The following is a 23,005-nucleotide window of genomic DNA, read 5'->3' as shown; positions in this document are numbered from 1 at the left end:
TTGCCCAATATGACGACAAAAAGAGATATTTGGTCAAAGTCGAAAATCTCTGGCTGTATTCTTCAGGGTTATGGGATGGCTCGTCAGATCAATCTCAGACAGGTCGAGGCGTTCAAAGCGGTGATCGAGAGCGGCTCGATCAGCCGAGCCGCTTTGATCCTCAACATCTCCCAGCCCGCGATGAGCAAACTGATCGCTCATCTCGAAGAGGATACCGGGCTCAGCCTGTTCGATCGCGTCAAGGGCCGCCTTGCTCCGACAGAGCGCGGCATGCGGCTTTACAAGGAGATTGATCGTATTTTTTCAGGTGTCCGCCAGGTGGAGAATGCCGTCGAGGCCATCCGCCGCGAGGAGCAGGGGCAGCTTCTTGTCGGAGTCATGCCGGCTTTGTCGCGTTCGTTCATCCAGCAGGCGACGATGGGCTTCCTGCAGCAGCATCCCAACGTGTTCTGCTCGGTCAAGTCACGCAGCTCGGAATGGATCGTGGACTGGCTGGTCACACGCAAGCTCGATGTCGGCCTTGTCAGCTCGCGGATCGACAATCCCTATGTGATCGCCGAACCGCTGACCCAGCACCCGCTCGTCTGCATCATGCCGACCGATCATCCTCTCGCCATGAAGAACGTTGTGGAGCCGGATGATCTCGACAACATTCCCTTCGTGTCTTTCGATCCGGAGAGCCAGGCCGGTCAGTGCATTGCGACGATGTTCGACGCCTACAACGTCAGACCCAACACCGTGCTCGTTGCCAATGTCTCGCCGACCCTGTGCGAATTCGTGGCAGCCGGCCTCGGCGTCGCGCTGGTGCACCCTTTGATGTTCAGCGGGCTTCAGGACCGTCTGGCCATCAGACGCTTCGAGCCTGCTTTGTCTTACGACTTCCAGCTCTGTCGAATACGCGACAGTCGCAATGCAAGTCTGGTCGACGCCTTCCTCCAGCAGGCGCGCACGACGGCCGCACGGCTCTCCCAGGAGTCGCTCAGCGCGGCATAAGCGTCGTCGCCTCGGTGATCGGCGGAGCGAGGTTCATGGCTCCTTTGAGCTCATAGCCGTAGTTGACACGCTTGCTGTGCCCCCAGACCTGCTGAAGCTCGAACAGCGGAACAGAACAGACGGCGTCGTGGATCTTGCGCTGAGCCTCCTTCCACAGCTCCTGCTGCCGCTCCACACTGCCTTCCACCCGCGCCGCCTGTATGTCGGCGTCCGCAACGTCGCAATGGGAGAAATTGGCAACCGCCGTCGGCTTTCCAATGCTCGAGCTCGAGTGATAGAACTCGGTCAGGTACGTGTCGGCGACCGGAAATCTGGCGGCGCCATAAAACACCAGAGCGCTGGCATTGCCGCGAATTTGGCTCTGATACGTGGCGTGATCGACAACGCTCATATCCAGCTTGATACCGGCCTTTGCGAGCTGGCGCTGAATGATTTCCATTGTCGGCAGGATAGCCGAGATATTGGACACCACGACCTTGAGCGTCAGGCCATTTGGGTAGCCCGCTTCGGCCAGAAGCGCCTTGGCCTTCACCGGATCGTAAGCATAAGCCCCTGATGAACAGTCCTCTCCGATATAGCCCGGGGGCACGACCGAGCAGCCTTTCAGACTGACGGTCTTACCGACAAACTGCACGAGATCGTCGAGATTGACCGCAGCGGCGATTGCCTGTCGGACCTTCAGGTCATCGAGCGGCGGAATACTGCTGTTGATGTGAAGCGTTCGAAACTCTCCTGGACGGAAGACATCAACGACCATGTTGCCGCGCTGGCGGGTCATATCGACCCAGCGTTGCTCGCGCCGGCCTTGGATGACGTCGAGCTCTCCGGACGCAAAGGCGAGCTCGCGGGCGCTGTCGGAGGGGATCGTACGGTACATGATATTGCTGATCTGCGGCCGGCCGCGGAAATAACCCTCGTTTGCGACCAGCTTCACATGCCGCTGCGTTTCATGCTCTGAAAACGCAAACGGACCCGTACCGACGGGGTTGGAGGCAAACTTGTCTCCGAGCTCCTCCACTGCTCTTTTGCAGACAATGTTTCCGCCGTGATAGTTGGACAAGCGGCCGATGAAATTCGGATCTGGATACTTCAGGGTCATGCGAACGGTGGACCCGTCTACCTTGGCGATGCTCTCCACCGCGGAGAAGTCTGCAGCGAAGCTCGATCGGCTGGGGTCTGCGGCACGTGTCAGCGAGTAGACGACATCATCTGCGGTGAGGCTGCCCCAGTCGCCGTGAAACTTGACGCCCTTTCGGAGGAAGAAGGTCCAGATTCGTCCGTCTGGGGACGTTTCCCAGCGCTCGGCGAGATCGGGCTCGAGATCCTTAGGGTCCGCGCTCCCTGGCTTGAATCGAACCAGGCCGTTGAACATCAGGCCGATCAGCGGCTTGTCGGTGCTGGTTGTCGCACGATGGGGGTCAAGCGTGGTAATGTCTGATCCACCGGCACCGATCTGCAGGGTGGTCCCCGGCACGGCTTCCGCCGCAGACACATCACCGGTCGCATTCACCGTGACGGCGATGCAGAATGCCAACATATAGATGTACTTCATAGAGACGCACTTCATCCGGAGCCTCGCCCGTTGCCCACGCATCAGGCTGGAAGAGTCCTGCATCTCTGTCAAAGTCCGAAATCAAGGAGACCTATTCTTGGGCGTTATGGTCCTTGATGGTTCTTGATGGTTATGGGCTAACTGCGGAGCTCGACCGGGGCGATCGCGAGCTGCTCGGTAATGCGGCGCACCAAGGCAGTCGCATCGGACGGCGATGCGCCCGAAACAGTTCCCGCAATGCGACGGCTCAACCAGCAGAGCGGAATCCCAGGCCTGGACATCGGGCGACCGGTGGATGACTCGCTGTAATTGGGCTTAAGGAGGCGGTTTATCTCAGGCGCTTGCGATTGCATGCGACCATCGCCGCCTTGCCCGAGCCGCGTAGAATAGCGGAGCCTGCTCGCAAATATCAGAACGGCGACGGTTGATCGGGGTCGGCTTCAGTCGGTGCTGTATCCATCCAGGCCGGCGGAGATGAGCCGGATAGTCCGGAGACCTCGATCAGACCAAGCCGTATCGCCCTGACGACGGCGACCGTCCGGCTGTTCGTGCCAAGCTTTCTCGCCGCCTTCTTGATGTGAAAGTTGATCGTGTTTTCGCTGATCTTGAGTATGATTCCGATGTCCCAGGAGGACTTGCCCTCCGCCGTCCACGTCAGGCATTCACGTTCGCGTGGCGAAAGCTTGATCGCCTTCTTGCCTATCGCTGGCGGGGCAAGCTCGCCAAAGGCGACATGGAACTGACACGCCAAGGCGTGAAGATGCTTCATATGCCGGATCGGGTCGGCATCGTCGAAGCTGGATGCAAAGGATAGAACGGAGATGCGCCCCGACGGCCCAAACAGCGGTACGCTCATCCCATGCTTGAGACCGGCTTCGCGGCTCTCACGGAGGACCAACCGCTCGCCGTCCTGCAACTGCTTCTGCTCGAGCAGGTGATCCCACAGGAATGGCCTGCTGTGAATTGCCGTTCGCCTGACGACCGGATCAATCTCGTGATACTTTCGCTCGAAATAGTGCTTCCGCCAATCGAGCGGAAAGTTGAGAGCGACGGCCGGCATAGGATGCTCTGGCAGCCGTACCGACTCTTCGTAGTTCAGGGCGCCATAAGCCACTTGGCCGAAACCCTCATCGGCTGCAGAACCGACGAGAAGATCGAAGAGGTCGGACAGCGACTGCGTGCGGTTTGCACAATCGATGAAGCTGAAGAGGTCCATTGCTACCTCACGGCAGACAAAGCTGCGCAAACTTCCGCCCAGCAAACTTCCGCCCAGATGTGATCGTGAAAACGAATCCGTCTGAATGTCCCGATCGTCGACGGTCCGTCCTTGTCCCCTCGTCTGCCTCTATCAAGGCGAGAAGCAGGCGCTTGCTTGTTCAAACTACCAACCCAACCTGAGGTAGACCGTACCATGATACGCTTCGTCGTGCAATTGACGATCATATTCGATTGATCTTTTCAGAAGTCGCGATGTCATCAACATTGCCCTTCTCCGTAAGCGGCGGCCCTGACGATCTTGCCGACTCAGGCGACCAGATCGCGCAGCAAAGTGCCTGTTTGATGAGCGCTCTTCGGCACTTGTGCCAGCAAGCATGAGATTGCTGGCTTAAGTTTCGATCGGATCGGGCGCACTAGGGACATTCTTCCCGGCACGCAGCGCGTGCAAGTCAGGCCTCGCGGCCATCCCACACTGACCCGTTCAAACGGGCCTGGACGAGCCTTGCAAAAGCCAAGAACTCCACCACAACACAACTCAGAATTGCGTCATATTGTAGGTGATATTGGGGCGATGTCTGACAGTTGTCTTCCTCTGAGCAGCCGGTAGGACAGCAGCCGCTCCACAGACGCGCGAGCTACTCGACTGGGTAGCTGCCTCGCTGCCGCTGTGCCGATTAGTCTGCACCTTCCTGTCACGTGGCACATTGGAAGATGCTCATGCGTACCCTTTTAATCAGGTGGGAAACCATCCATCGATATGGTGAAGCCTGGATTTCGCATCATCGGCTGCGGTACCGGATGTTCGTCGAGCGCCAGGGGTGGTCCGTGCCTCATTATCAGGGCATGGAATATGATGAGTTCGACACACCGGCAGCCACCTACATCCTGGTGGTGGACGAGCAAGATCAGGCGCTTGGAACTGCACGGCTGATTCCGACCACACGCCCCTACATGGTCAAGTCCTTGTGGCCGAACCTGGTCGAAGGCTCGCTGCCGCATTCGGACGCTGTCTGGGAAGCATCGCGCTTCGGCTGCGATCGCGCGCTCAGCGCCGGCGGACGGCGCCGAGTGATCGGGCAGCTCATACAGGCCTGTCAGGAATTCGGCCTCGCCAACGGCATCTCGTCTTATCTTGGGGTCATGCCCAGCTGGATCTTCAAGAATGTCATCGCTGCCCATGGCTGCCCGGTGAGGCCACTGGGAGCGAAGCTGCCGTTGCAAGGGCATGACATTGGGGCAGCCTATATCGGGGTATCATCAGCCATCCTGGAATTGGTTCGCCAGCATACGGGCATCCCAAAGGTCCTGCATGAGAGCCCCTCCCCTGTTGAGCCGATCCCATCCGCACTGTCCCCGCGCTTGGCAGAGGATGCTCCATCGAAGCCTGCCGATGGACTGCCCCGCAGCCCGGAGCCGGAAGGGCTCGTCGAGGCTGAATGAGCGCGATCCGCAGGCTTCGGCCGTCCTGCTGCCACAGGATCCGCAAGCGAGCCGAGCGCTCGCATCAGGCTTCAGGCCTGAGCGCGATTGAGCGTCTCTGCAGAAGATGCAGCATCACCGTGGGCGGTGACCATCACCGTTGCAGGCGCGATAGTTGTGACCCGTATCAAAAACGGTTGCTTCAGAGATCGGAGGCTTCATGCACGACTTTGATCGCATCATGCTCATCGAACCGCCTGTTTCCCCGAACCCAGAGCAGCTCAACCCGATCTCGGAAACCGCTACGCCTCGAATTTCCCAATATTTCACAACACGGCAACAGCAATCTATGGAAGCATTTCAACCCAAACAACCATGCCAGGGTCACGTGCACGAGCTTCAGCCGTCATCAGGCCCTTTTCTTGGAACCCTCACCGCTGCTCGATGCCGCTCGGGATTGAACTTCTCTGCTCCTCGACGACGGACGCCAACTGCGAGCCCGAGCGCCGGGGCGGTCCCGGCTTGTACGCTTTGCGGAGCAGGCCAATGCGATCCGCGGCTCTGCTTCTACTTGGCCTTGAAGGCCGATGTCCGCTTGGACTTGGAAAACGCCCGATCAGTCGCCATGAAGCGTGCCACCATGGCCGAGGCCAGGCGACCAAGATCATTGGCCGGCTGGTCCGAATGGCGGCCAAGAGCTTCGGCATAGGCCTGCAGATCGCGAAACACGCTCGCTGACAGTTCGACCGTGATTTTGACCGGCTTCTCATCGGGAAGTTCCGAGATCTTCAGCTTCGCCATGACTGCTACCCCTGATACGGCTCGAGCACGAGGTCACGATTGACGATCACGCGGACCGGAAAGCCCGGCCTCACTGTCAGAGTCGGCTGGACGTTCATCTGTTGACCAACCAGCTGCTGACCTGTGCGGCTCATGGAGTTGCCGAAGCCCTGGCGGAGCGCCTGGATGATCGCGGCATTGTTCGTATTTTGATTGGTGCCCGCGTTGACCTCGCTGCCCATCGAGAGCAGCGTCGAGAGCAGCGCTGCGCCAACCAGCTGCCTGAAGTGGTTATCGACCTCGTCCGAGAGACCCGAATAACCGGCAGCGTCGGCGCCCTGCTGCCGTTCCAGAACGATCGACCGGCCATTGGGCATGATCAGCCTGGTCCAGACCAGGAGCACGCGCGATTGCCCGGCCGTCACCTGGCTATCGTATATCCCGATCAGCCGCGCGCCCTGCGGGACAAGCAGGAAGCGGCCTGACGGCGAATCGAACACGTTCTCGGTGACCTGAGCGGTGATCTGCCCCGGCAAGTCGGAGCGAATGCCCGTGATCAGGGCGCCCGCAATCACGGTCCCGGCCTGAACCACATAGGGGGAGGCCGGCCGGCTGACACGGTCGGCACTCGTGGTCCGGCGATCGACCGCGGCATTGACGAAGGCGAGCTTGCGGTCCTGGCCATTCTGGGCGAATGCGTCGTCGGGACTGGACATCGCGCCCGCGCGTTCGCTGGTCTGAGGCCCGCTCGCCGCGGCCTCGGTGCCACGAACATTGACCGTCGCAAACAGGCGGCTCAAGCGAGCGGCATCCCGCTCCTGCTCATGGCGGAGCTGCTCCTGATCGGGGGTGACCGCAAGTGCCTGGCCCTGCGCAGCGACAATCGCCTTGCCGAGATCCCCGGGCAGCGGCGGTCCGATCACTGGGACGTTTGTCGGGAGATTCTTGGGAAGACCGGCGTAGTCACGCGGCAGGGCCGAAACCCCGTCCGCGATGTCGTGATGATCAGTGCTGTAGAGCTCGGATGGACCCGATTTGCTCGGCCTGTTGGTCTGCAATGTCCAGACGACGGCGCCTCCCATCAACAGGAGCGCAACTGCACTGCCGCCGGCCAGGACATTGCGCGACAGCCGCGTAACCGGCGGAAGATCTCCGTTCAGGCGCATTCTTTTCGTGCGCCGCTCAGCCTTCTCGGCTGCAGACGGAGCCTGAGACGCAGAAGCCTCATCCTCCTCGTTTTTCACCCTGAGGCTCCGTCGGTTCTGACGATCCTGACCTTGCGCTGCTCCTCGCCGCCGAGGCGCAACTCGGCCGCGGCAAACAGCCGATCGACGATCATGATGTTGCGGAAGGCACGGTAGTTGACGATCTCGGGCGCACCATCGCTCCCGATGACGAACAAGGGCGGCAATTCACCCTGCACAATGCCAGGGGCAAACTCGATATAGACCTTGCGACCGTCGTCATAGGCGTTGACCGGCCTCCATGGCGGATCATCCCCCTCGATGCGATAGCGGAAGCGTCGCAGCGCCGGATTGGGCAGCTCCGGCCTCAAGACGAGCTGGCGCGCTCTCGTCTCGGCATTCTGGGGATAGTACCAGGCCACAGCGGGCATATACGGCTTGTCACGAGCGCGCAGCTCGAGCAGATAGGTCCGCCGGTCGGTGTTGACGATGAGATTGGTTTCGATCGCGGCACGCGTCGGCTTGACCAGGATGTGGACGCGGCGGCGTTCGCCCGCACCGCTCTCGGTATCGCCGACGACCCAGCGCACGGTGTCGCCGGCGGACACGGGCCCCGACCCTGTGAGCTGTTCACCTTCCTCGAGCATGATGTCGGTGATCTGCCCGGGCGCCGCATAGACCTGATAGAGCGCGCCGGGACTGTAGGCATAGATCTGCGTCGCGTTGAAGTAGCCCTTCTTGCGCGGTTCGACCCGCGCCGCGCTATTGGCCATCTCGACGCGGTCGAGCGGCTCCGCTTCTTCCTGAGCTCCTGCCTTGCCACCAAGGGACACTTTCCAGGGCGGCGGAAGATGAAGCGGCTGAACCTTTGCATCCAGCGCAGCTGGCGGCGCCGGCAATGGTGGTGCTTCGCTGTCATAGCTGATCTTGGGCAGATTGGTCGTTGTGCAGCTGCAGAGCAGAACCAGAACGGCGGCCCCTGCCATCATTGGCCCTCCAGCCCTCCGGACCATTGGCTTGCTCATTGCGACAGCTCCTTCGACCAGTTGATGGCTTGGACGTAGACGCCGAGCGGGTTCTTGCGCAGGCGGTCAGCATCGTCCGGCATGGCGAACACGAGGGTGAGGATCGCGCTCCAGCGTTCGGTCGCAACCGAGGCGCCGTTCTCGTAGCGACGCTCGACCCAGGCGATCCGGAAGCTGTCCGGCGAGGCGCGGATCACACTGGAGACCTCGACCGAGACCTGGATCTTCCCGAGCTTGCTAAAAGGATCATTGGAGCGGGCATAGTCATTCAGGGCAGCCGCGCCGCGATCGGTCGTGAAGTCGTAGGCGCGCAGCCAATTCTGGCGCAGCACGATGCCATCGGCCGGCAGACCTCTCACGTCCTCAATGAACCGGGCAAGATGGAAGGCGACCTGCGGATCGGTCGGCACGTAGTCAGCCACCGCAGGCGCTACCCGCTGGACCTCGCCGAGATGGCCAACCTCGACCACCCAGGGCGTCACCGTACCGCGGGCCGACTGCCAGATCAGGGCGGACGCGAAGCCTGCGGCGAGGGTGAGGCAGCCGAATGCCATCAGCCGCCAGTTCTTGGCCTGCACGCGCGCAGAGCCGATGCGCTCATCCCAGACCTGTGCTGCCTTCTGATAGGGCGTCACCGGCTCGGGCGTACGGCCGTAATGAACAGATGACCGCTTGAACATGTCAGGATTTCCCCTCGGAGAGATCGACCGCGCTTCCCTGCCCGCCGCGCTCGGCATGGCGAACGGCTTGTGCCGTTGTAGATGCGCCCTGATGGACGGCGCGCGCTGCCTTCATGCGCCGCGCCCACATCGGAGAGCCCGAGCCATCGGCCTGACCCGGCTGATCCGAGCCGCCAGCCTGGACATTCGCCCTTTGGCGAAGGGGACTCGCGTTCGCTCCTGCTGCCTCGGCGGCAGCGCCGCTGACGCGCCCGCCGCCGGACGCCGCCGCGCCAAGCGGCGCGACGGCACGGCTTGCACCAGAGATCGCGCCGCCTGCGAGCCCCGCTGCGCCAGCGGCCATGCCGGCGCCGGCCACGACGAGACCACCCGCTGCAAGCGACGTCCCGACCGCGCTCCCTGCTCCAAGCTGCGGTCCACCACTGACAAGACCATTGGCGATCCCGGGCCCGAACAATCCAAGGCCGAGCAGCGCCAGGGACGCCAGGACCAGGGCCATGGCACTCTCGACGGTCGGAGGATCGCCGCCCGTCACCTGGGTCAACTGACCGAACAGGGTCGAGCCGGTTCCTGAGATCACGGCGAGCAGCAGAACCTTCACACCGGAGGAGATGACATTGCCGAGCACACGTTCGGCTGCGAAGGCGGTCTTGCCGAACAGACCAAACGGGATGAGCACGAATCCAGCAAGCGTCGTGAGCTTGAACTCGATCAGGGTGACGAAGAGCTGGATGGCCAGAATGAAGAAGGCGAGCAGCACGACCACCCACGCAAACAACAGGACCGCAATCTGCAGGAAGTTCTCGAAGAAGCTCACATATCCAAGGAGGCCCGAGATCGCCTGGAGGAGCGGCCGCCCGGTATCGAGACCCACTTGCGCGATTCTGCCCGGGCGCAGGAAGTCCGCCGCCGACAGCGCCGAGCCCGAGGCCTTCAGGCCGAGTGCTGCGAAGCTCTCGAAGACGACCCGGGCGAGGCTGTTCCAATTGCCGATCAGGTAGGCGAACACGCCGACAAACAAGGTCTTCTTCAGCAGCCGGGCGACGACATCGTCCTCGCCGCCAAACGCCCAGAAGAGCGCAGCAAGCGTCACATCAATGGTGACGAGCGTGGTTGCGAGATATCCGACCTCACCGCCCACCAGACCAAAGCCGCTGTCGATTGTCCGGGTAAAGGTCTCCAGGAATTGATCGATGATTCCCGTTCCTGTCATCGGGCAATCTCAATCATGAGCTGCCGGTGAGCCGCAGCGGGGGATCCGCCAATTTGGTCCGGAACGCTCGTCATCATCAGTGAAACATTCGTACGTTGGAGGGCTGGTCGCCCTGACCCTGCGTCAGGAAGCGGCGGAGCTGTTCGCGTGCCTGATCCTGGGCCGCCGCGCGCTCCGCCATGGTGAGGCTCTGCGCCCGTCCCTGGGCGGCCACAACCGCCGTCAGATCCGCGAGCTGTTGCGCCTGCATCGCCAGGATCTGGTTGCCGGCTTGCCTGACAGCCAAGGCGCCGGCGGCTCCTTGGCTCGCGGCAACCAGCACGGCGGACTGGCTCTTGATGGTGTCGAGATTGCCGACCACGCCTGCCTGAAGCTTGAGCGCATCCTGCAGCGCGGCCACGGACGTCTGCCAGCGTGAGCGCGCATTGTCTGCGAGGTCAGCGGCGCTGGCGCCGGCGGCTGCCGGCGCATAGATCGTCCTGAACGCCCGCTCGATCTGCTGCACGTCGTAGGCCAGGCGCTGAGCCTGCTTCAGCAGATCCTGGGTCCGCTCGATTGATTGTTGCAGCTGCGTCAATGACGAATACGGCAGGTTGACGAGGTTGCGCGACTGATTGATCAACATCTCGGCCTGGTTCTGCAGGGCCAGAATCTGATTGTTGATCTGCTGCAGCTCACGTGCGGCGGTCAGCACGTTCTGAGCATAATTGTTGGGGTCGAAGACGACGAGCTGGGCCCGCACCGGCCCCGCCGAGGTCAGAACCAGCAGCGCCAACGACGTGGCCCATCGCTTGCCAGAGATCATTGCCGCGTCTCCAGATTGTCGAGGCGCGGGATGAGGTCTGCTGCCCAGCCAAGCTTGAGGTGCCGCAACCACGCTGCCGCAAAGCCGTCCCTGCCGGCGGACTTCAGAACGTCCGAGATCGCGGCCTGATCGGCTTTGGACGACGCCGCGGCAAAGGCGAGCGCGACCTCGCCGAGGCCAAGCTCGAACATGCGGTTGCCCCGGCGCGACTGGCAGTAATAGTCGCGCTTGGGGGCCGCACGGCTGACGAGCTCGATCTGACGATCATTGAGACCGAAGCGACGATAGATGCCCATGATCTGTGGCTCGAGCGCCCGCTCGTTCGGCAGCAGGATGCGGCTCGGGCAACTCTCAATGATGGCGGGTGCGATCGGCGAGCCGTCGATGTCGGATAGCGACTGGGTCGCGAAAACGACGGAGGCGTTCTTCTTGCGCAGGGTCTTCAGCCACTCCCTGAGCTGGCCCGCGAAGTCGGCGTCGTCCAGCGCCAGCCACCCTTCATCGATGATCAGGAGTGTCGGGCGACCGTCGAGCTGCCGGGCGATCTTATGGAACAGATAAGCGAGGACAGCAGGAGCTGCAGCGGTCCCGATCAGCCCCTCGGTCTCGAACACCTGGACCGACCGATCGCCCACGAGCTCATGATCGGCATCCAGCAGTCGTCCGTGAGCGCCATCGAGGCAATAGGGCTTGAGGGCCCGTTTCAAGATGTTCGACTGCAGCAACACCGACAGGCCGGTCAGGGTCCGCTCAGAAGCTGGCGCGGAAGCCAGCGAGGTCAGCGCCGACCAGAGATGCTCCTTGGCGTCCGGGGTCACCACGATCTTCTCGCGGACCAGCAGGCCAGCGATCCAATCCGCCGCCCAGGCGCGCTCCATCACATCACCGATGCCTGCCAGCGGCTGCAGCGCGATCGAGGTCTCGCTATCGGCCGACAGCGCTCCACCGAGATCATGCCAGTCACCTTCCATGGCAAGCGCGGCGGCCCGCAGGGAGCCGCCGAAATCAAACGCAAGGATCTGCGCATTCGGATAGCGGCGGAACTGCAGCGCCATCAGCGCCAGCAGCACCGATTTGCCGGCTCCGGTGGGCCCGATCACTAGCGTGTGGCCGACATCGCCGACATGGAGCGAGAACCGGAATGGCGTCGCGCCCTCGGTGCGGCCGAACAGCAACGCAGGCGCCCTCAGATGATGGTCACGCACCTCACCTGCCCAGACGGCCGAGAGCGGGACGAGATGGGCAAGGTTCAGCGTCGACAGCGGCGGCTGGCGCACATTGGCATAGACGTGCCCCGGAAGGCTGCCGAGCCAGGCCTCAACCGCATTCACAGTCTCCGTCATGCAGGTGAAATCGCGCCCCTGGATCACCTTCTCCACCAGGCGCAGCTTCTCGTCAGCCCTCGCCGGATCAGGATCCCACACCGTCACGGTCGCGGTGACATAGGCCTGGCTGATCTCATCGGAGCCGAGATCCTGCAGCGCCGCATCGGCGTCAGCGGTCTTGTTGTGGGCGTCGCTGTCAACGAGGCTTGCCGCCTCGTTGGTCACGACCTCCTTGAGGATCGCCGCCAGAGATTTGCGCTTGGCAAACCACTGCCGGCGGATCCGTGTCACGAGCTTCACGGCATCCTGCTTGTCGAGCATGATGGCGCGGGTCGACCAGCGGTAGGCGAATGCAAGCCCGTTCAATTCGTCCAGTAGTCCTGGCGTCGTTGCCGAGGGAAAGCCGATGATGGTGAGCACGCGGAGACTGACCGCCCCCAGCATCGGCGCGAGGCCGCAGGTCAGCGGCTGGTCGGCGAGCAGCCCATCCAGATGCATGGGGATTTCAGGGACGCGGACCCGCTGGCGCTTGGTCGAGACGGTCGAGTGCAGATAGCTCAGCACGGCGTCGTCGCCGAGCCAGCCGCATTCCGGCATGAAGCCGCCCACGAGCTGCAGGATGCGGTCGGTGCGATCGACAAAGCTTCGCAGGATGTCGCGGCCGCGCGAGCCCTCCGGCTGCGGCGCGCCTTCATAGAGCACGCGTTCGGAACGGGCTACGTCTTCTCGCGGCGGCAGGTACAGAAACGTCAAATAATAGCTCGACTCGTAGTGCGCCGCCTGCTCCTCGAACTGTGCCTTTCTCTCGGCATCGACCAGGGCGGACGCGGCATCCGGAAACACGCAAATTGGGTAGGCTCCGGCCGAATGCCGCTGCGCCTCGACGAAGATCGCCCAGCCCGACCCCAGGCGCCGCAGAGCGTTGTTGAGACGGAAGGCGACTGCTGTGAGCTCGGATGCGACCGAGCTCTCCAGGTCAGGCCCGCGAAAACGCGCCGTCCGCTGCAGCGAGCCGTCCTTGTTGAGGACGACGCCCTCGTCCACCAGCGCCGCCCAGGGCAGGAAGTCCGCAAGCCGGATATTGGTGCGGCGGTATTCGGCCAAATTGAACATGCGAGCCTCACTGGCTGAGATGATTGGGAATCCGCAGGTGGCGGCGCACGACCTCGACAAAGGATGGATCGCGCCGTGTCGCCCAGACCGCGACCATGTGGCAGACGAACCAGAGCAGCAGGCCGAAGAACCAGAGCCGCAAACCGAGGCCGAGCGCCGCCGACACGGTGCCGTTGACAATCGCGACCGATCGCGGCGCGCCCCCGAGCAGAATGGGCTCGGTCAGCGAGCGATGCACAGGCGCGCTGAAGCCCTTGATCTCACTATCCATCAGAACACCACGCCGCCGCCGAAGGAGAAGAACGACAGGAAGAAGCTCGAGGCGGCAAAGGCGATGGAGAGACCGAAGACGATCTGGATGAGCCGCCGAAAGCCACCGGAGGTTTCGCCAAAACCCAGTGACAGACCCGTCGTGATGATGATGATCACGGCGATGATCTTGGCGACCGGTCCCTCGACCGAAAGCAGGATCTTGTTGAGCGGCTGCTCCCAAGGCATGTTCGAGCCCGCCGCATGCGCCGGCGCCACCGCCACAAGCACTGCGGCTGCAGCAATCGCCATCGTGGCGATGGACCAGCAAGACAGTCGCGCCTTCATCGCTGATCTCCCAAAGGAGCGAGGATGTAGTCTCCGCAAGGTGAGAGCCCCTCGACACGCACGAGCTCGCCGAGCCGCCGCTGCGAGCCGCGCCCGGCGAGAACGGCGATCACGTTGATCGTCTCGGCAATCAGAGCGCGTGGGACGCTCACGACGGCCTCCTGAATCAGCTGCTCCAGCCGCCGGAGGGTGCCGAGTGCGGACCCGGCATGAATGGTGCCGATGCCGCCGGGATGGCCGGTGCCCCAAGCCTTGACGAGATCGAGCGCCTCCGGCCCGCGGACCTCGCCGATCGGAATGCGATCCGGGCGCAACCGCAGCGCGGCGCGCACCAGATCCGAAAGCGACGCCACACCATGCTTGGTTCGAAGCGTCACGAGGTTGGGCGCCGAGCATTGCAGCTCGAGCGTATCCTCGATCAGCACGATGCGATCGCCGGTCATCGCCACTTCAGCCAGCAAGGCATTGACCAGCGTGGTCTTGCCGGTCGAGGTGCCGCCGGCCACCAGAATGTTGCAGCGGTTGGCAACAGCCCGCCGCAACGCGCCGGCCTGATCTGCGGTCGCAATCCCGCAAGCCACGTAGTCGTCGAGCGTGAAGACGGCGATCGCGGGCTTGCGGATGGCGAATGTCGGGGCCGCAACGAGCGGCGGCAGCAGGCCTTCGAAACGTTCGCCCGTCGTCGGCAGCTCCGCCGACACGCGCGGAGAGCCCGCATGGACCTCGAGCCCGACGTGGTGCGCGACCAGCCGGACGACGCGCTCGCCATCACCGGCAGCGAGGCTCTCACCGGTATCGGCCAAGCCAGACGCGAGCCGATCGACCCAGAGCCGGCCATCCGGATTGAGCATGATCTCCACGACGGATTGATCGTCGAGATGACGCGCGATGGCAGGCCCCAATGCCGTCCGCAGCATGCGGGTGCCACGCGTGATGCGCTGTGTCTGGACGAAGCCGGTCACTCTCATCTCCGATCATTGAAGCGCGGTCAGCATCGCTTGTGATGATCAAAGATGCAGACCTCCTGCAGCAGCAAGACCAACAGCGCTTCGGGTGTAGCCTGGCGCAGGAAAGCGTAGAGACAGGAGGGCTCTTTCGGGCGGGACAAGCAGATCACCAAGGCGGGGCAGCAGCTTTCAGAGCGCGGGTCATGGGCCCGCAGCACCGCCCCCTCGCGGCCGAGAGCGACGGCGAACACTGCTATAGCGAAGGCGAAGGTCGCCACCGGCGCCGCGGCGTCGACTCACCATCTGGCATGGCTTGGCGGCTCGCGGGCGGGAGCCGGGCGATCGCTTGAGGTCGCGGCGATGTCGGCCATGACAAATTCGGTCCCGCTGCTCGCCTCCGATGATCGCGGCCTCTGCTCTCGTGGAGCGGCAAACCAAATCAGTGCTGCTGCCTGCAGCGCGAGGTTCACTCCGAAGGCAACCTGATAGGCGATGACAGGATAGTGCCCATTGGATTGCGGCCATTGGGCCAGCAAAACACCGATCCCGTACTGGGCCAGAAACCCCCACCCGAAATGCACCACGTTCAAGGCCCCGTTGGCGCGGCCAGCCAATTCCTTCGGGTAATAGTCCGAGATGATCGCAAAGCTGAGCACGGTAGCGGCTCCGACGATCGCGATGATCAGCCATGGCGCGATTGCCGGCAATGGCAGCCGCCACACCAGCGCCAGCTGCGCCGCCATGAAGAGCACGGCGATCAAAGCCAGCAAATGCTCTGGACCTAATCCCCTGCGTCGCGTCCAGTTGGCCAACGCACCGAGCATCCACGCACCGAGGCTGAGCATCAGGGCGGTCAGACACAGCGCTGTCACGACCTGGGCGCGGGTCATGCCCTCCACGTCGGCCAGCCACGCGGATGCCCACAAGCCCTGGAGCGACCACGCCGATCCGATGCAGGCTCCGGATAGCGGCGCGACCCTCCAGAACCGGACGTCGCGAAGAATGCTCCGCAAGCCACCTGCTTCCGACGCGGACGACGCCTGCGTTTCGCGCTCCGGCACCAGGCAATAGATCAGGATCGCCGCTGCAGCGGTCGCGATGGCCAGGATGTCAAACAGGCGGCGCCATCCGGTCTTCACCAGGATCGCCTCGGCGGGCAGCGTCGCGCTGACGGCGCCAAGCGCCCCGAGCATGACCATGTACCCATTGACCAACGCCACCCGCTCGCGCGGAAACCACAGAACAATGGCCTTCAGGCCCGCGGTCAGAGCCGCAGCGACCCCGAGCCCGATCAGGGCGCGTGAGAGGAGCAGCGAGAGCGGCCCCGACGACCTTGCGAAGGCCTCCGCGCCAAAGGCCGCGACGACAAGAAGCGCGCTCTGAACCCGGCGCGGGCCATAGCGGTCGAGCATCATGCCGACCGGGATCTGGGCAGCCGCAAGGACCAGGAAGTAAGCCGCCGTGATCAGACCAAGGTCGGCCGCGTTCAACCCGAGCTCTGAGGCAAGACTGGCAGAGACGAGTCCATTGATGGTGCGAAACAGATAGGACAGGAAATAGCCCATTGCGAAGGGCAGAAACACCAGGGCGGCGAGCCGCCAGCCTGTGATCTCGCGGTGGCCTTGCTCTCCGGCTTCGGTGCCCTTGCGGCCGAAGGTGTAGGCCGACAACGAGCTGCCGTGATCCGCGTGCTCGCGGGCGCGCTCAACGGCTCGATTGAGGCGGGAGGCGAAAGGGATCCTCGCCGCCCTCCCCGGCGGCAGGCACGCCCCAGGACACCTCGGCGATTGGAGGCTCGGCACGGCGAAGTTGAGCCGGAAATGGCTGGCTCACTTGACCGGCTCGCGCAGCGCCATCGGGTCGCGTCTCTCGCTGCCTTTCCGACAAGTCACGCTGCAGCTTTTGGATCGCGCCAATCCGCATCGCCTGGTCGAAATCACGATCACCGCCCCTTGCTGCGCTCGTGCTCTCCTGATCCGCCAGTGACGTCACCGCCAGATGGTAGCGTGCATGAAGGGCGACCGTCTCATTGAGGGCCGCGATGTCGCGCTGAATCGTTTGCAGCTGCTGTTCCAGGCCCTGCAGGCGATCTTGCGCCGGCATCGGTCCGTCCAGCGGCTGGGCTAGAAACCGTTCGAGCGCCTTTTCCACGACGATCGTGCGGTTCACACATCTTTCCTCGGCTGCGCCGGCAAGGCGGGCGAGAATCTCGCTGGATAGCTGCAAAGTGAGTTTTTTCTTCATCGTTCGGACCTCATCTGGTCCGTCGATTAGGTCAGCTTGCCTGGCCTGGCACGCGCAAGATTCGAACGTTCGAAGCCTGGCGGGTGGAAAGAAACTCTGGCGTAGATGCCAAGCTCAACCCGCGCGCTGGAACGGTCCCGATCGACGCTTCCTCCGCCTCAGGAGCCGGGCTCGCTCGACGGCGGTCTGACGAAATCCTCGGGGATTTCGCGCAGGAAGCTCTGCCCCTTCTGCAGCCGGCGGCCGAGCGCCTCCACAAAGCCTTCGAACCGCTCGCGTCCCTTGACCTGCGCTGTGGCCTGCGCTTCGGACGGCAGCGGGGGCGTCACGGTGAGCCAGAAGCGAACGAACAATGCGTGCGTCTCGGCAAGGATGCCGACATCACGCTCGAGCCGCTGCATCTGCCGCGACAGCCTGTCGAGCCGGCGTGTGAGCGCCGCCTCGCGCCGATCAGCCGCATCCGGCGACAGGAACGACTGAACCGCCGCCTCGACGATGGCCGAGCGCGAAAGCTTCCTGCGATCGGCGAGCTCTACGATCTGCCGCAGCAGCTCCGGCGGGAAGTAGACATTCATTCGATCCCGCATTGGTTTGTCCTCACAAGCCCATGTCATCGCGCGGGTCGAGCGCAGCCTGACGCGCAATCCCCGTCGCGCTCGCATCGCGTGAGCCGACCAGCTGCGGCATCCCATCATCGTCATCGAACACGACCGAAAACTCGTCCGCCGGATCTACGCTCGTCGTTTCGCTCGCAATCGCTTCGTGCTGCGGCAGCTCCGGCTCGCGTCGCAAGCCGCCATTGGCCTGCTCGTCCCTTGTCTCGGTGGGCACCGTCAGCCGGGATCCGGCGAGCACGGGCGTGAGGGGCGCAAGCGATGACCAGTCATCCGCACCCACAGACGCTCTGGTCCTGGCGATGTCCGGCGGCGGCAGGATGCGCGAGACCAGTCTCTCATCCTCGAAATATCGCACCTTCCTGGCGCGGATCGGTGGTGCGCCGGCGACCATCACGATCTCATCAGCCGCCGGCAATTGCATCACCTCGCCCGGCGTCAGGAGCGGACGCGGCGTCTCCTGGCGCGACACCATGAGGTGACCCAACCATGGCGCCAGGCGATGCCCGGCATAATTCTTCACGGCCCGCATTTCGGTTGCGGTGCCGAGCGCGTCCGAGACACGCTTGGCGGTTCGCTCGTCGTTGGTCGCGAAGCTGACGCGGACATGGCAGTTGTCCAGAATGGCGTTGTTCTGCCCATAGGCCTTCTCGATCTGATTGAGCGATTGCGCAATCAGGAAGCTCTTGATGCCGTACCCAGCCATGAAGGCGAGAGCGGATTCGAAGAAGTCGAGCCGGCCTAACGCCGGAAACTCGTCCAGCATCATCAGGACGCGATGGCGGCTCTGCTTTGCCTTGAGATCCTCGGTCAGACGCCGGCCGATCTGGTTCAGAACCAGACGAATGAGCGGCTTCGTACGTGAGATGTCGGATGGCGGCACGACGAGATACAGCGTCGCAGGCTCCTCCCCTGCAACCAGATCAGCAATGTGCCAATCACATCTCCCCGTGACAGCAGCCACCACCGGATCCCGGTAAAGACCGAGGAATGACATCGCCGTTGAAAGGACGCCCGAGCGCTCATTCTCCGATTTGTTCAGAAGCTCGCGCGCTGTCGATGCCACCACCGGGTGCGGCCCGACCGCGCCCAGATGATGCGTCGCCATCATCGCCATCAACGTCGCCTCGATTGAACGCCGGGGATCCGAGAGGAACGCGGCAACGCCAGCCAAGGTCTTGTCGGGCTCGGCATAGAGAACGTGCAGGATGGCACCGACCAGAAGCGAATGGCTGGTCTTTTCCCAATGATTGCGCTTGTCGAGGGATCCCTCGGGATCCACCAGCACGTCGGCGACATTCTGGACGTCACGCACCTCGCAGGCCCCTCGCCTGACTTCGAGCAGCGGATTGTAGGCTGAGGCCTTCGGGTTGGTCGGGTCGAACAGAAATATGCGGCCGTGCCGCGCGCGGAATCCTGCCGTGAGCTGCCAGTTCTCGCCCTTGATGTCGTGAACGATCGCCGATCCCGGCCACGTCAGAAGAGACGGCACCACGAGACCGACGCCCTTGCCAGACCGCGTCGGTGCAAAACAGAGCACATGCTCCGGTCCGTCATGGCGCAGGTAGCGCGCTCCCAACCGTCCCAGGACCACGCCATCCTCGCCGAGCAGTCCCGCCTTGCGCACCTCGCCCAGCTCGGCCCAGCGCGCCGACCCATAAGTTGCTGTGGCTTTCGCCTCGCGCGACCGCCACAGCGACATGCCGACCGCAACCGCAATAGACGCGAGACTGCCACTGACCGCGATAGCCCCACCTTCGGCAAAGACGGAGGGGGCATAGGCATCGTAGATGAACCACCACCAGAAGAAGGTCGGTGGGAAGTAGACTGGCCAGCCGGCCAGCATGAACCATGGCGTCCCCAATCGCGACTGGAAGGCGAGCCGCCAGGCCGTCCATTCGGTCGCGGCCCATATCGCGAGCAGGTTGATCAGCACGACGGCGAGTAATTGTGCCCATTGGATTCTCGTCGCAGGCATGTGGTGTCTCCCGAGTTCTAAAGACCGAGGTCGCGCTTGCGACCAAGCTGCCAGTCGATGCCAGTGGCCTTCGCAAGGCCCGTGACCTTCTGACCGAGCCGGTGATCGATGTCGCGCGACCACGGGACGAGGTAGAAACCGAGACCATTGTCGATCATGGCGAAGCGGCCGGAGGCCAGGACAAGCCGCTGGCGGTAGGTGCCCGCAATCTGTTGGCCGGGGTCGACCTTCAGCTGCGGCGCGCCGTTGGTCGCCGACAGCCGCGCGCCCACGGATTCAAGCTCCTGCCTGCGCAGCGTCTTCAGAAGATCCCGTTGCGGGACGATCTGCTGGCCATGTCTCTGCGCCAGTCCCCGGTCCGCGAGATACTCTGCCCGGCTGCGCAGCGCGCTCCTCACCTCCGCGCCAAATCCGCCGAGGGCCAGGGAGACAGGTTCACGCTCGACCAGCCGATGATCGAGCCAGGTCGCTCCCTCGGCCTTGATCTGATCGGCCAGGGCTAGGTCCGAGCGCGTCGCCAGGACCTGGGTCGGCCGCGCCTCTTCCGCAGCACCAAAGCGCCTGATCTCGACAATGCCGCCAAGCTGAGGCGCCTGCGCAAAAGCCTCGATCCCGCGGAAGCGAACGTGGTGGGCGCGGCCGTCGATGCCATCGATCACGGCATAGGCTTCGCCGGTCAGCTCGTCGTGGAGTCCACGGTCGACCAACCGCCCCATGATCGATGATGAACTGTTGATCCCGTCGATGACGTAGTCCGCAGCGCTCCGCTCCTCACCACGGCGAGCGAACGCCTGATGCATGGTCCTGATGATATCACCACGCGTGCCGAGCTCGCGGAGCTGTCGCTCTGCGCCAAGCTCGACCATCCACTCGTTGGGTCCGGCCGCCGCTGCCAGTCCCAGGCGCTCGAGATATTGCAGGCGCCCTCGCATCAGGCGGTGGACCTCGGGATCAGGACCCGCTGCCGCCCGCTGACGGAGATCGATGGCCCCCACCTCATCGCAGGCCATGCGGATCTCGCGATCGAGCCGTGTCCAGCGATCCGCGGTGATCTCTCTTTCCAGTGCGTTGCGGATGTCGTGCTCAGGCTTCGGACCGAGCTCGAGCGCCACCAGCTCCTCGGCCCGGGAGCGCAGGCCCCGGCCGATATAGTCGCGGGCCATTACGAGATCTGCGCCCGTCTGATCGACACCGCGTACGAGCACATGAACGTGCGGATGGTCCGTATTCCAATGATCAACCGCGATCCACTCGAGACGCGTCGACAGATCAGCTTCCATCTGCCGCATCAGATCGCGCGTGAACGCTCTGAGGTCCACCATGTCGGCTGCGTCCTCTGGCGAGACGATGAAGCGGAAATGATGCCGGTCGTCGCTGCTCCGCGCCTCGAAGGCGGCCTCGTCGGCGTGATCAGCTCGCGCATCGAACATCCTTGCCGGCTCGCCGTCGCGGGTGACCCCCTCCCGCTTGAGATAGGTCAGATGCATCGCCAGCGGCGCTGACCGAAACGCGTGGCCCTTGTGCCTTGCGATGCGGGCCTTCACCGTGACGCGGCGGCCCGAGGCAAAGAGGCGCTCGCGACTGAAGCCGAGACGGCCGCGGCCGAAGGTCGAATGGGTGCGAGCCGGCCGGCGTCCGTCGATCACCGAGGGCAGCGTGACGTGCCCCGCGGCGTTCGCCGCGCGCAGGACGCGATTGATGAAGCTCCTGGCCTTCCTCTCACGCGCCTGGCGTATGCGCCCCGGACGGATGCGGAATTCGCGCTCCCCGGTGCTCATGCGCGGCATCCCGCGGCAAGGATTGAGGCTATAGTGCCGAAAGCAGCATTGATGTTGTTGAGAAAGAGCATCAGCGCGACACGCGCTCCGACCGGACGGCACGGTTGAACGCGAGCCATGTCAATGGCTTGCCGATCAACAGGCGAGCCGCTTTTATCTTGCGATCGACCGTCGGCAGCTTGCGGCTGGCTTTGGACCCTCGCCTCGGCTCTCGGTCTGACGCTCCGCGTCGGCCTGCCGGAAACAGTGGCGAAGCATCGGCGGCCGTGACGACTGCGACGGACAATCATCATCGAGGCCGACGCATCGCACCGCATGACAACGTCACGAGGAATTCCGCTGCGGTCGGCTTTGTCATTCAAAGCCTCTCGTGCCGACCTCAATGACGACCGTTTCCGATCGCAGCGGCTGCTCATCAAAGTCGACACGACGTTCGCAGGTCGTGCGCAGAACGCGTGCATCATCACGGCTGCCTCGTCCACACGGGAATGGCACGCCCGATGACGTCCGATGTCGCCGTCGGACCGAAATAGCGTCCATCCAGCGAACTATCCGATTGCCTGTTCATCAGAAAGAGCTCGTCACCGCCGATGATGCGGCAGCCACGCCAATCCGGTAGCGGCCGGCCCTGTCTGTCGCTCTCTTGCGCGATGCCGACTTCGACGTCATCAATCAGGATGACATGCTCGTGACGACAAACGGCTTGGCCTGGAAGAGCGAGAATGCGCTTCAGCATCGGTACGCCCCTGGGCAGGTAGCCTTCGTCCGCAAGCCATCCGGCCAACACGCCGTGGGGCAGGACAACGACGATCTCGTTGGTGACCCATTGCCGGACCGGCCGAACCAGATAGAGGCCGATCGGAACGCTGCCGGAGACATTCCAGATGAGCAGCGGACGCAACCTTGGTCGCCCGACCTCCGTCACGAGCCACACCCCGGCGAGTATCGCGACGCCAATGGCAAGCCCTTTCGTCATGGCATGATCGTCCTTCGGTGCAGCCAGGCCCGATGGCGCAGATCCGTGTAGGGACGCGGCGGTTGTCCGACGGCCATGCGGTTCTGAACGTGCCACCAATGATCCGGTGCGACATCCGCCGGATCGATGCCGAGCGCCTCGATCGCGTCGATCTGCTGCAGCACCCGCTCGACCTTCGGCCAGCCAAACACCTGCAACAGGATCGCTGCTCCCGGAGCGACGAAGGGCACGGTCACACAGGCTTCTCCGGGGCCAACGGCCTGCAGAACGTTGATCCGCGACAGCACCGTGCCGTAATCGTTCGACGACCAGCGCACGAACGCAAAGACGCTTCCCGGCGCGAACGCGACCTCCCGGCGATAATGGTCGAGGCGGAGCTCCCGCACGGTTCGACCGAAGCGTATGCGGTTTTCGATCTTTCCCTGCAGCCATAGCAATTGGACACGCGTCAGCTCGCTCATTGGCAAACTCTGAGGTTGACGAAATCTGGATGGCGCTGCGGGCCGGGAATGAGGAAACCGGGGGCGTCTCGCGCGGTCTCCGCTGTCGACAGCAGGAGAAGCC

At 63.4% G+C, this 23,005-nt stretch carries 21 protein-coding genes; 2 read left to right on the top strand and 19 right to left on the bottom strand.

Annotation, left to right across the window (positions count from 1 at the left end; all coding sequences use genetic code 11):
• Positions 1 to 9: 9 nt before the first annotated feature.
• Positions 10 to 993, top strand: coding sequence for a LysR substrate-binding domain-containing protein (locus QX132_RS10655; protein ID WP_316161110.1), 984 nt, complete (start codon positions 10 to 12; stop codon positions 991 to 993).
• Here QX132_RS10655 and QX132_RS10650 read toward each other — a convergent pair.
• Both QX132_RS10650 and QX132_RS10645 read right to left on the bottom strand, forming a co-directional pair.
• Positions 980 to 2,545: an ABC transporter substrate-binding protein gene (locus tag QX132_RS10650; protein ID WP_316161049.1), complete on the bottom strand. Its 1,566-nt coding sequence runs from the start codon at positions 2,543 to 2,545 to the stop codon at positions 980 to 982. The genes QX132_RS10655 and QX132_RS10650 overlap by 14 nt on opposite strands.
• A gap of 409 nt (positions 2,546 to 2,954) precedes the next feature.
• Complete coding sequence (locus QX132_RS10645) at positions 2,955 to 3,761, bottom strand: LuxR family transcriptional regulator (RefSeq protein WP_316161047.1); 807 nt, start codon at positions 3,759 to 3,761, stop codon at positions 2,955 to 2,957.
• Positions 3,762 to 4,480: 719 nt separating this feature from the next.
• On the opposite strand from QX132_RS10645, the gene QX132_RS10640 reads away from it, so the two are divergent.
• Positions 4,481 to 5,203 (top strand): acyl-homoserine-lactone synthase, encoded by a 723-nt coding sequence (locus QX132_RS10640; protein ID WP_316161045.1) that lies wholly within the window; start codon positions 4,481 to 4,483, stop codon positions 5,201 to 5,203.
• A gap of 546 nt (positions 5,204 to 5,749) precedes the next feature.
• Here the strand turns inward: QX132_RS10640 and QX132_RS10635 are convergent.
• The 17 genes from QX132_RS10635 to QX132_RS10555 form a co-directional block, all read right to left on the bottom strand.
• A complete protein-coding gene (locus QX132_RS10635) occupies positions 5,750 to 5,983 on the bottom strand; it encodes a DUF2274 domain-containing protein (protein WP_316161044.1) in 234 nt (77 codons plus the stop codon).
• Positions 5,984 to 5,988: 5 nt separating this feature from the next.
• Positions 5,989 to 7,206 (bottom strand): TrbI/VirB10 family protein, encoded by a 1,218-nt coding sequence (locus QX132_RS10630; RefSeq protein WP_316161042.1) that lies wholly within the window; start codon positions 7,204 to 7,206, stop codon positions 5,989 to 5,991.
• Complete coding sequence (gene trbG / locus QX132_RS10625; protein WP_316161041.1) at positions 7,203 to 8,135, bottom strand: P-type conjugative transfer protein TrbG; 933 nt, start codon at positions 8,133 to 8,135, stop codon at positions 7,203 to 7,205. The genes QX132_RS10630 and trbG overlap by 4 nt, the downstream gene beginning before the upstream one ends.
• 32 nt (positions 8,136 to 8,167) lie before the next feature.
• Entirely contained in the window at positions 8,168 to 8,851 is a 684-nt protein-coding gene (gene trbF / locus QX132_RS10620) for a conjugal transfer protein TrbF (RefSeq protein WP_315716441.1), read from the bottom strand.
• Between the two features lies 1 nt (position 8,852).
• A complete protein-coding gene (gene trbL / locus QX132_RS10615) occupies positions 8,853 to 10,064 on the bottom strand; it encodes a P-type conjugative transfer protein TrbL (RefSeq protein WP_316161039.1) in 1,212 nt (403 codons plus the stop codon).
• Positions 10,065 to 10,140: 76 nt separating this feature from the next.
• The gene (gene trbJ / locus QX132_RS10610) at positions 10,141 to 10,869 is read right to left on the bottom strand and encodes a P-type conjugative transfer protein TrbJ (protein ID WP_316161037.1); all 729 of its coding nucleotides are present in this window, start codon (positions 10,867 to 10,869) and stop codon (positions 10,141 to 10,143) included.
• Positions 10,866 to 13,307, bottom strand: coding sequence for a conjugal transfer protein TrbE (gene trbE / locus QX132_RS10605; RefSeq protein ID WP_316161036.1), 2,442 nt, complete (start codon positions 13,305 to 13,307; stop codon positions 10,866 to 10,868). The genes trbJ and trbE overlap by 4 nt, the downstream gene beginning before the upstream one ends.
• A 7-nt stretch (positions 13,308 to 13,314) precedes the next feature.
• Positions 13,315 to 13,578 carry a VirB3 family type IV secretion system protein gene (locus QX132_RS10600; protein WP_315773483.1) on the bottom strand — a complete coding sequence of 88 codons (264 nt, stop codon included), beginning with the start codon at positions 13,576 to 13,578 and terminating at the stop codon, positions 13,315 to 13,317.
• Entirely contained in the window at positions 13,578 to 13,868 is a 291-nt protein-coding gene (locus QX132_RS10595) for a TrbC/VirB2 family protein (RefSeq protein WP_316161109.1), read from the bottom strand. The genes QX132_RS10600 and QX132_RS10595 overlap by 1 nt, the downstream gene beginning before the upstream one ends.
• Before the next feature lie 32 nt (positions 13,869 to 13,900).
• Positions 13,901 to 14,872 carry a P-type conjugative transfer ATPase TrbB gene (gene trbB / locus QX132_RS10590; protein WP_316161034.1) on the bottom strand — a complete coding sequence of 324 codons (972 nt, stop codon included), beginning with the start codon at positions 14,870 to 14,872 and terminating at the stop codon, positions 13,901 to 13,903.
• A 275-nt stretch (positions 14,873 to 15,147) separates the two neighbouring features.
• Entirely contained in the window at positions 15,148 to 16,521 is a 1,374-nt protein-coding gene (locus tag QX132_RS10585) for an MFS transporter (RefSeq protein WP_316161033.1), read from the bottom strand.
• Between the two features lie 34 nt (positions 16,522 to 16,555).
• Entirely contained in the window at positions 16,556 to 17,095 is a 540-nt protein-coding gene (locus QX132_RS10580) for a hypothetical protein (RefSeq protein WP_315716449.1), read from the bottom strand.
• 158 nt (positions 17,096 to 17,253) lie between these two features.
• Positions 17,254 to 17,682: a CopG family transcriptional regulator gene (locus QX132_RS10575; protein ID WP_315716450.1), complete on the bottom strand. Its 429-nt coding sequence runs from the start codon at positions 17,680 to 17,682 to the stop codon at positions 17,254 to 17,256.
• A 10-nt stretch (positions 17,683 to 17,692) separates the two neighbouring features.
• Positions 17,693 to 19,687, bottom strand: coding sequence for a conjugal transfer protein TraG (locus QX132_RS10570; protein WP_316161032.1), 1,995 nt, complete (start codon positions 19,685 to 19,687; stop codon positions 17,693 to 17,695).
• 17 nt (positions 19,688 to 19,704) lie between these two features.
• Positions 19,705 to 21,465, bottom strand: coding sequence for a relaxase/mobilization nuclease domain-containing protein (locus QX132_RS10565; RefSeq protein WP_316161031.1), 1,761 nt, complete (start codon positions 21,463 to 21,465; stop codon positions 19,705 to 19,707).
• Positions 21,466 to 21,928: 463 nt separating this feature from the next.
• Entirely contained in the window at positions 21,929 to 22,441 is a 513-nt protein-coding gene (locus QX132_RS10560) for a S26 family signal peptidase (protein ID WP_315773471.1), read from the bottom strand.
• Positions 22,438 to 22,902: a DUF2840 domain-containing protein gene (locus tag QX132_RS10555; RefSeq protein WP_316161030.1), complete on the bottom strand. Its 465-nt coding sequence runs from the start codon at positions 22,900 to 22,902 to the stop codon at positions 22,438 to 22,440. Before QX132_RS10555 ends, QX132_RS10560 begins: the two co-directional genes overlap by 4 nt.
• Between the last annotated feature and the right edge of the window lie 103 nt (positions 22,903 to 23,005).

Source organism: Bradyrhizobium sp. SZCCHNRI20481, from assembly GCF_032485055.1.
Lineage (GTDB): Bacteria > Pseudomonadota > Alphaproteobacteria > Rhizobiales > Xanthobacteraceae > Bradyrhizobium.
Note: the sequence above shows the minus strand (reverse complement) of the source record. Positions and strands in the feature narration are given on the sequence as shown.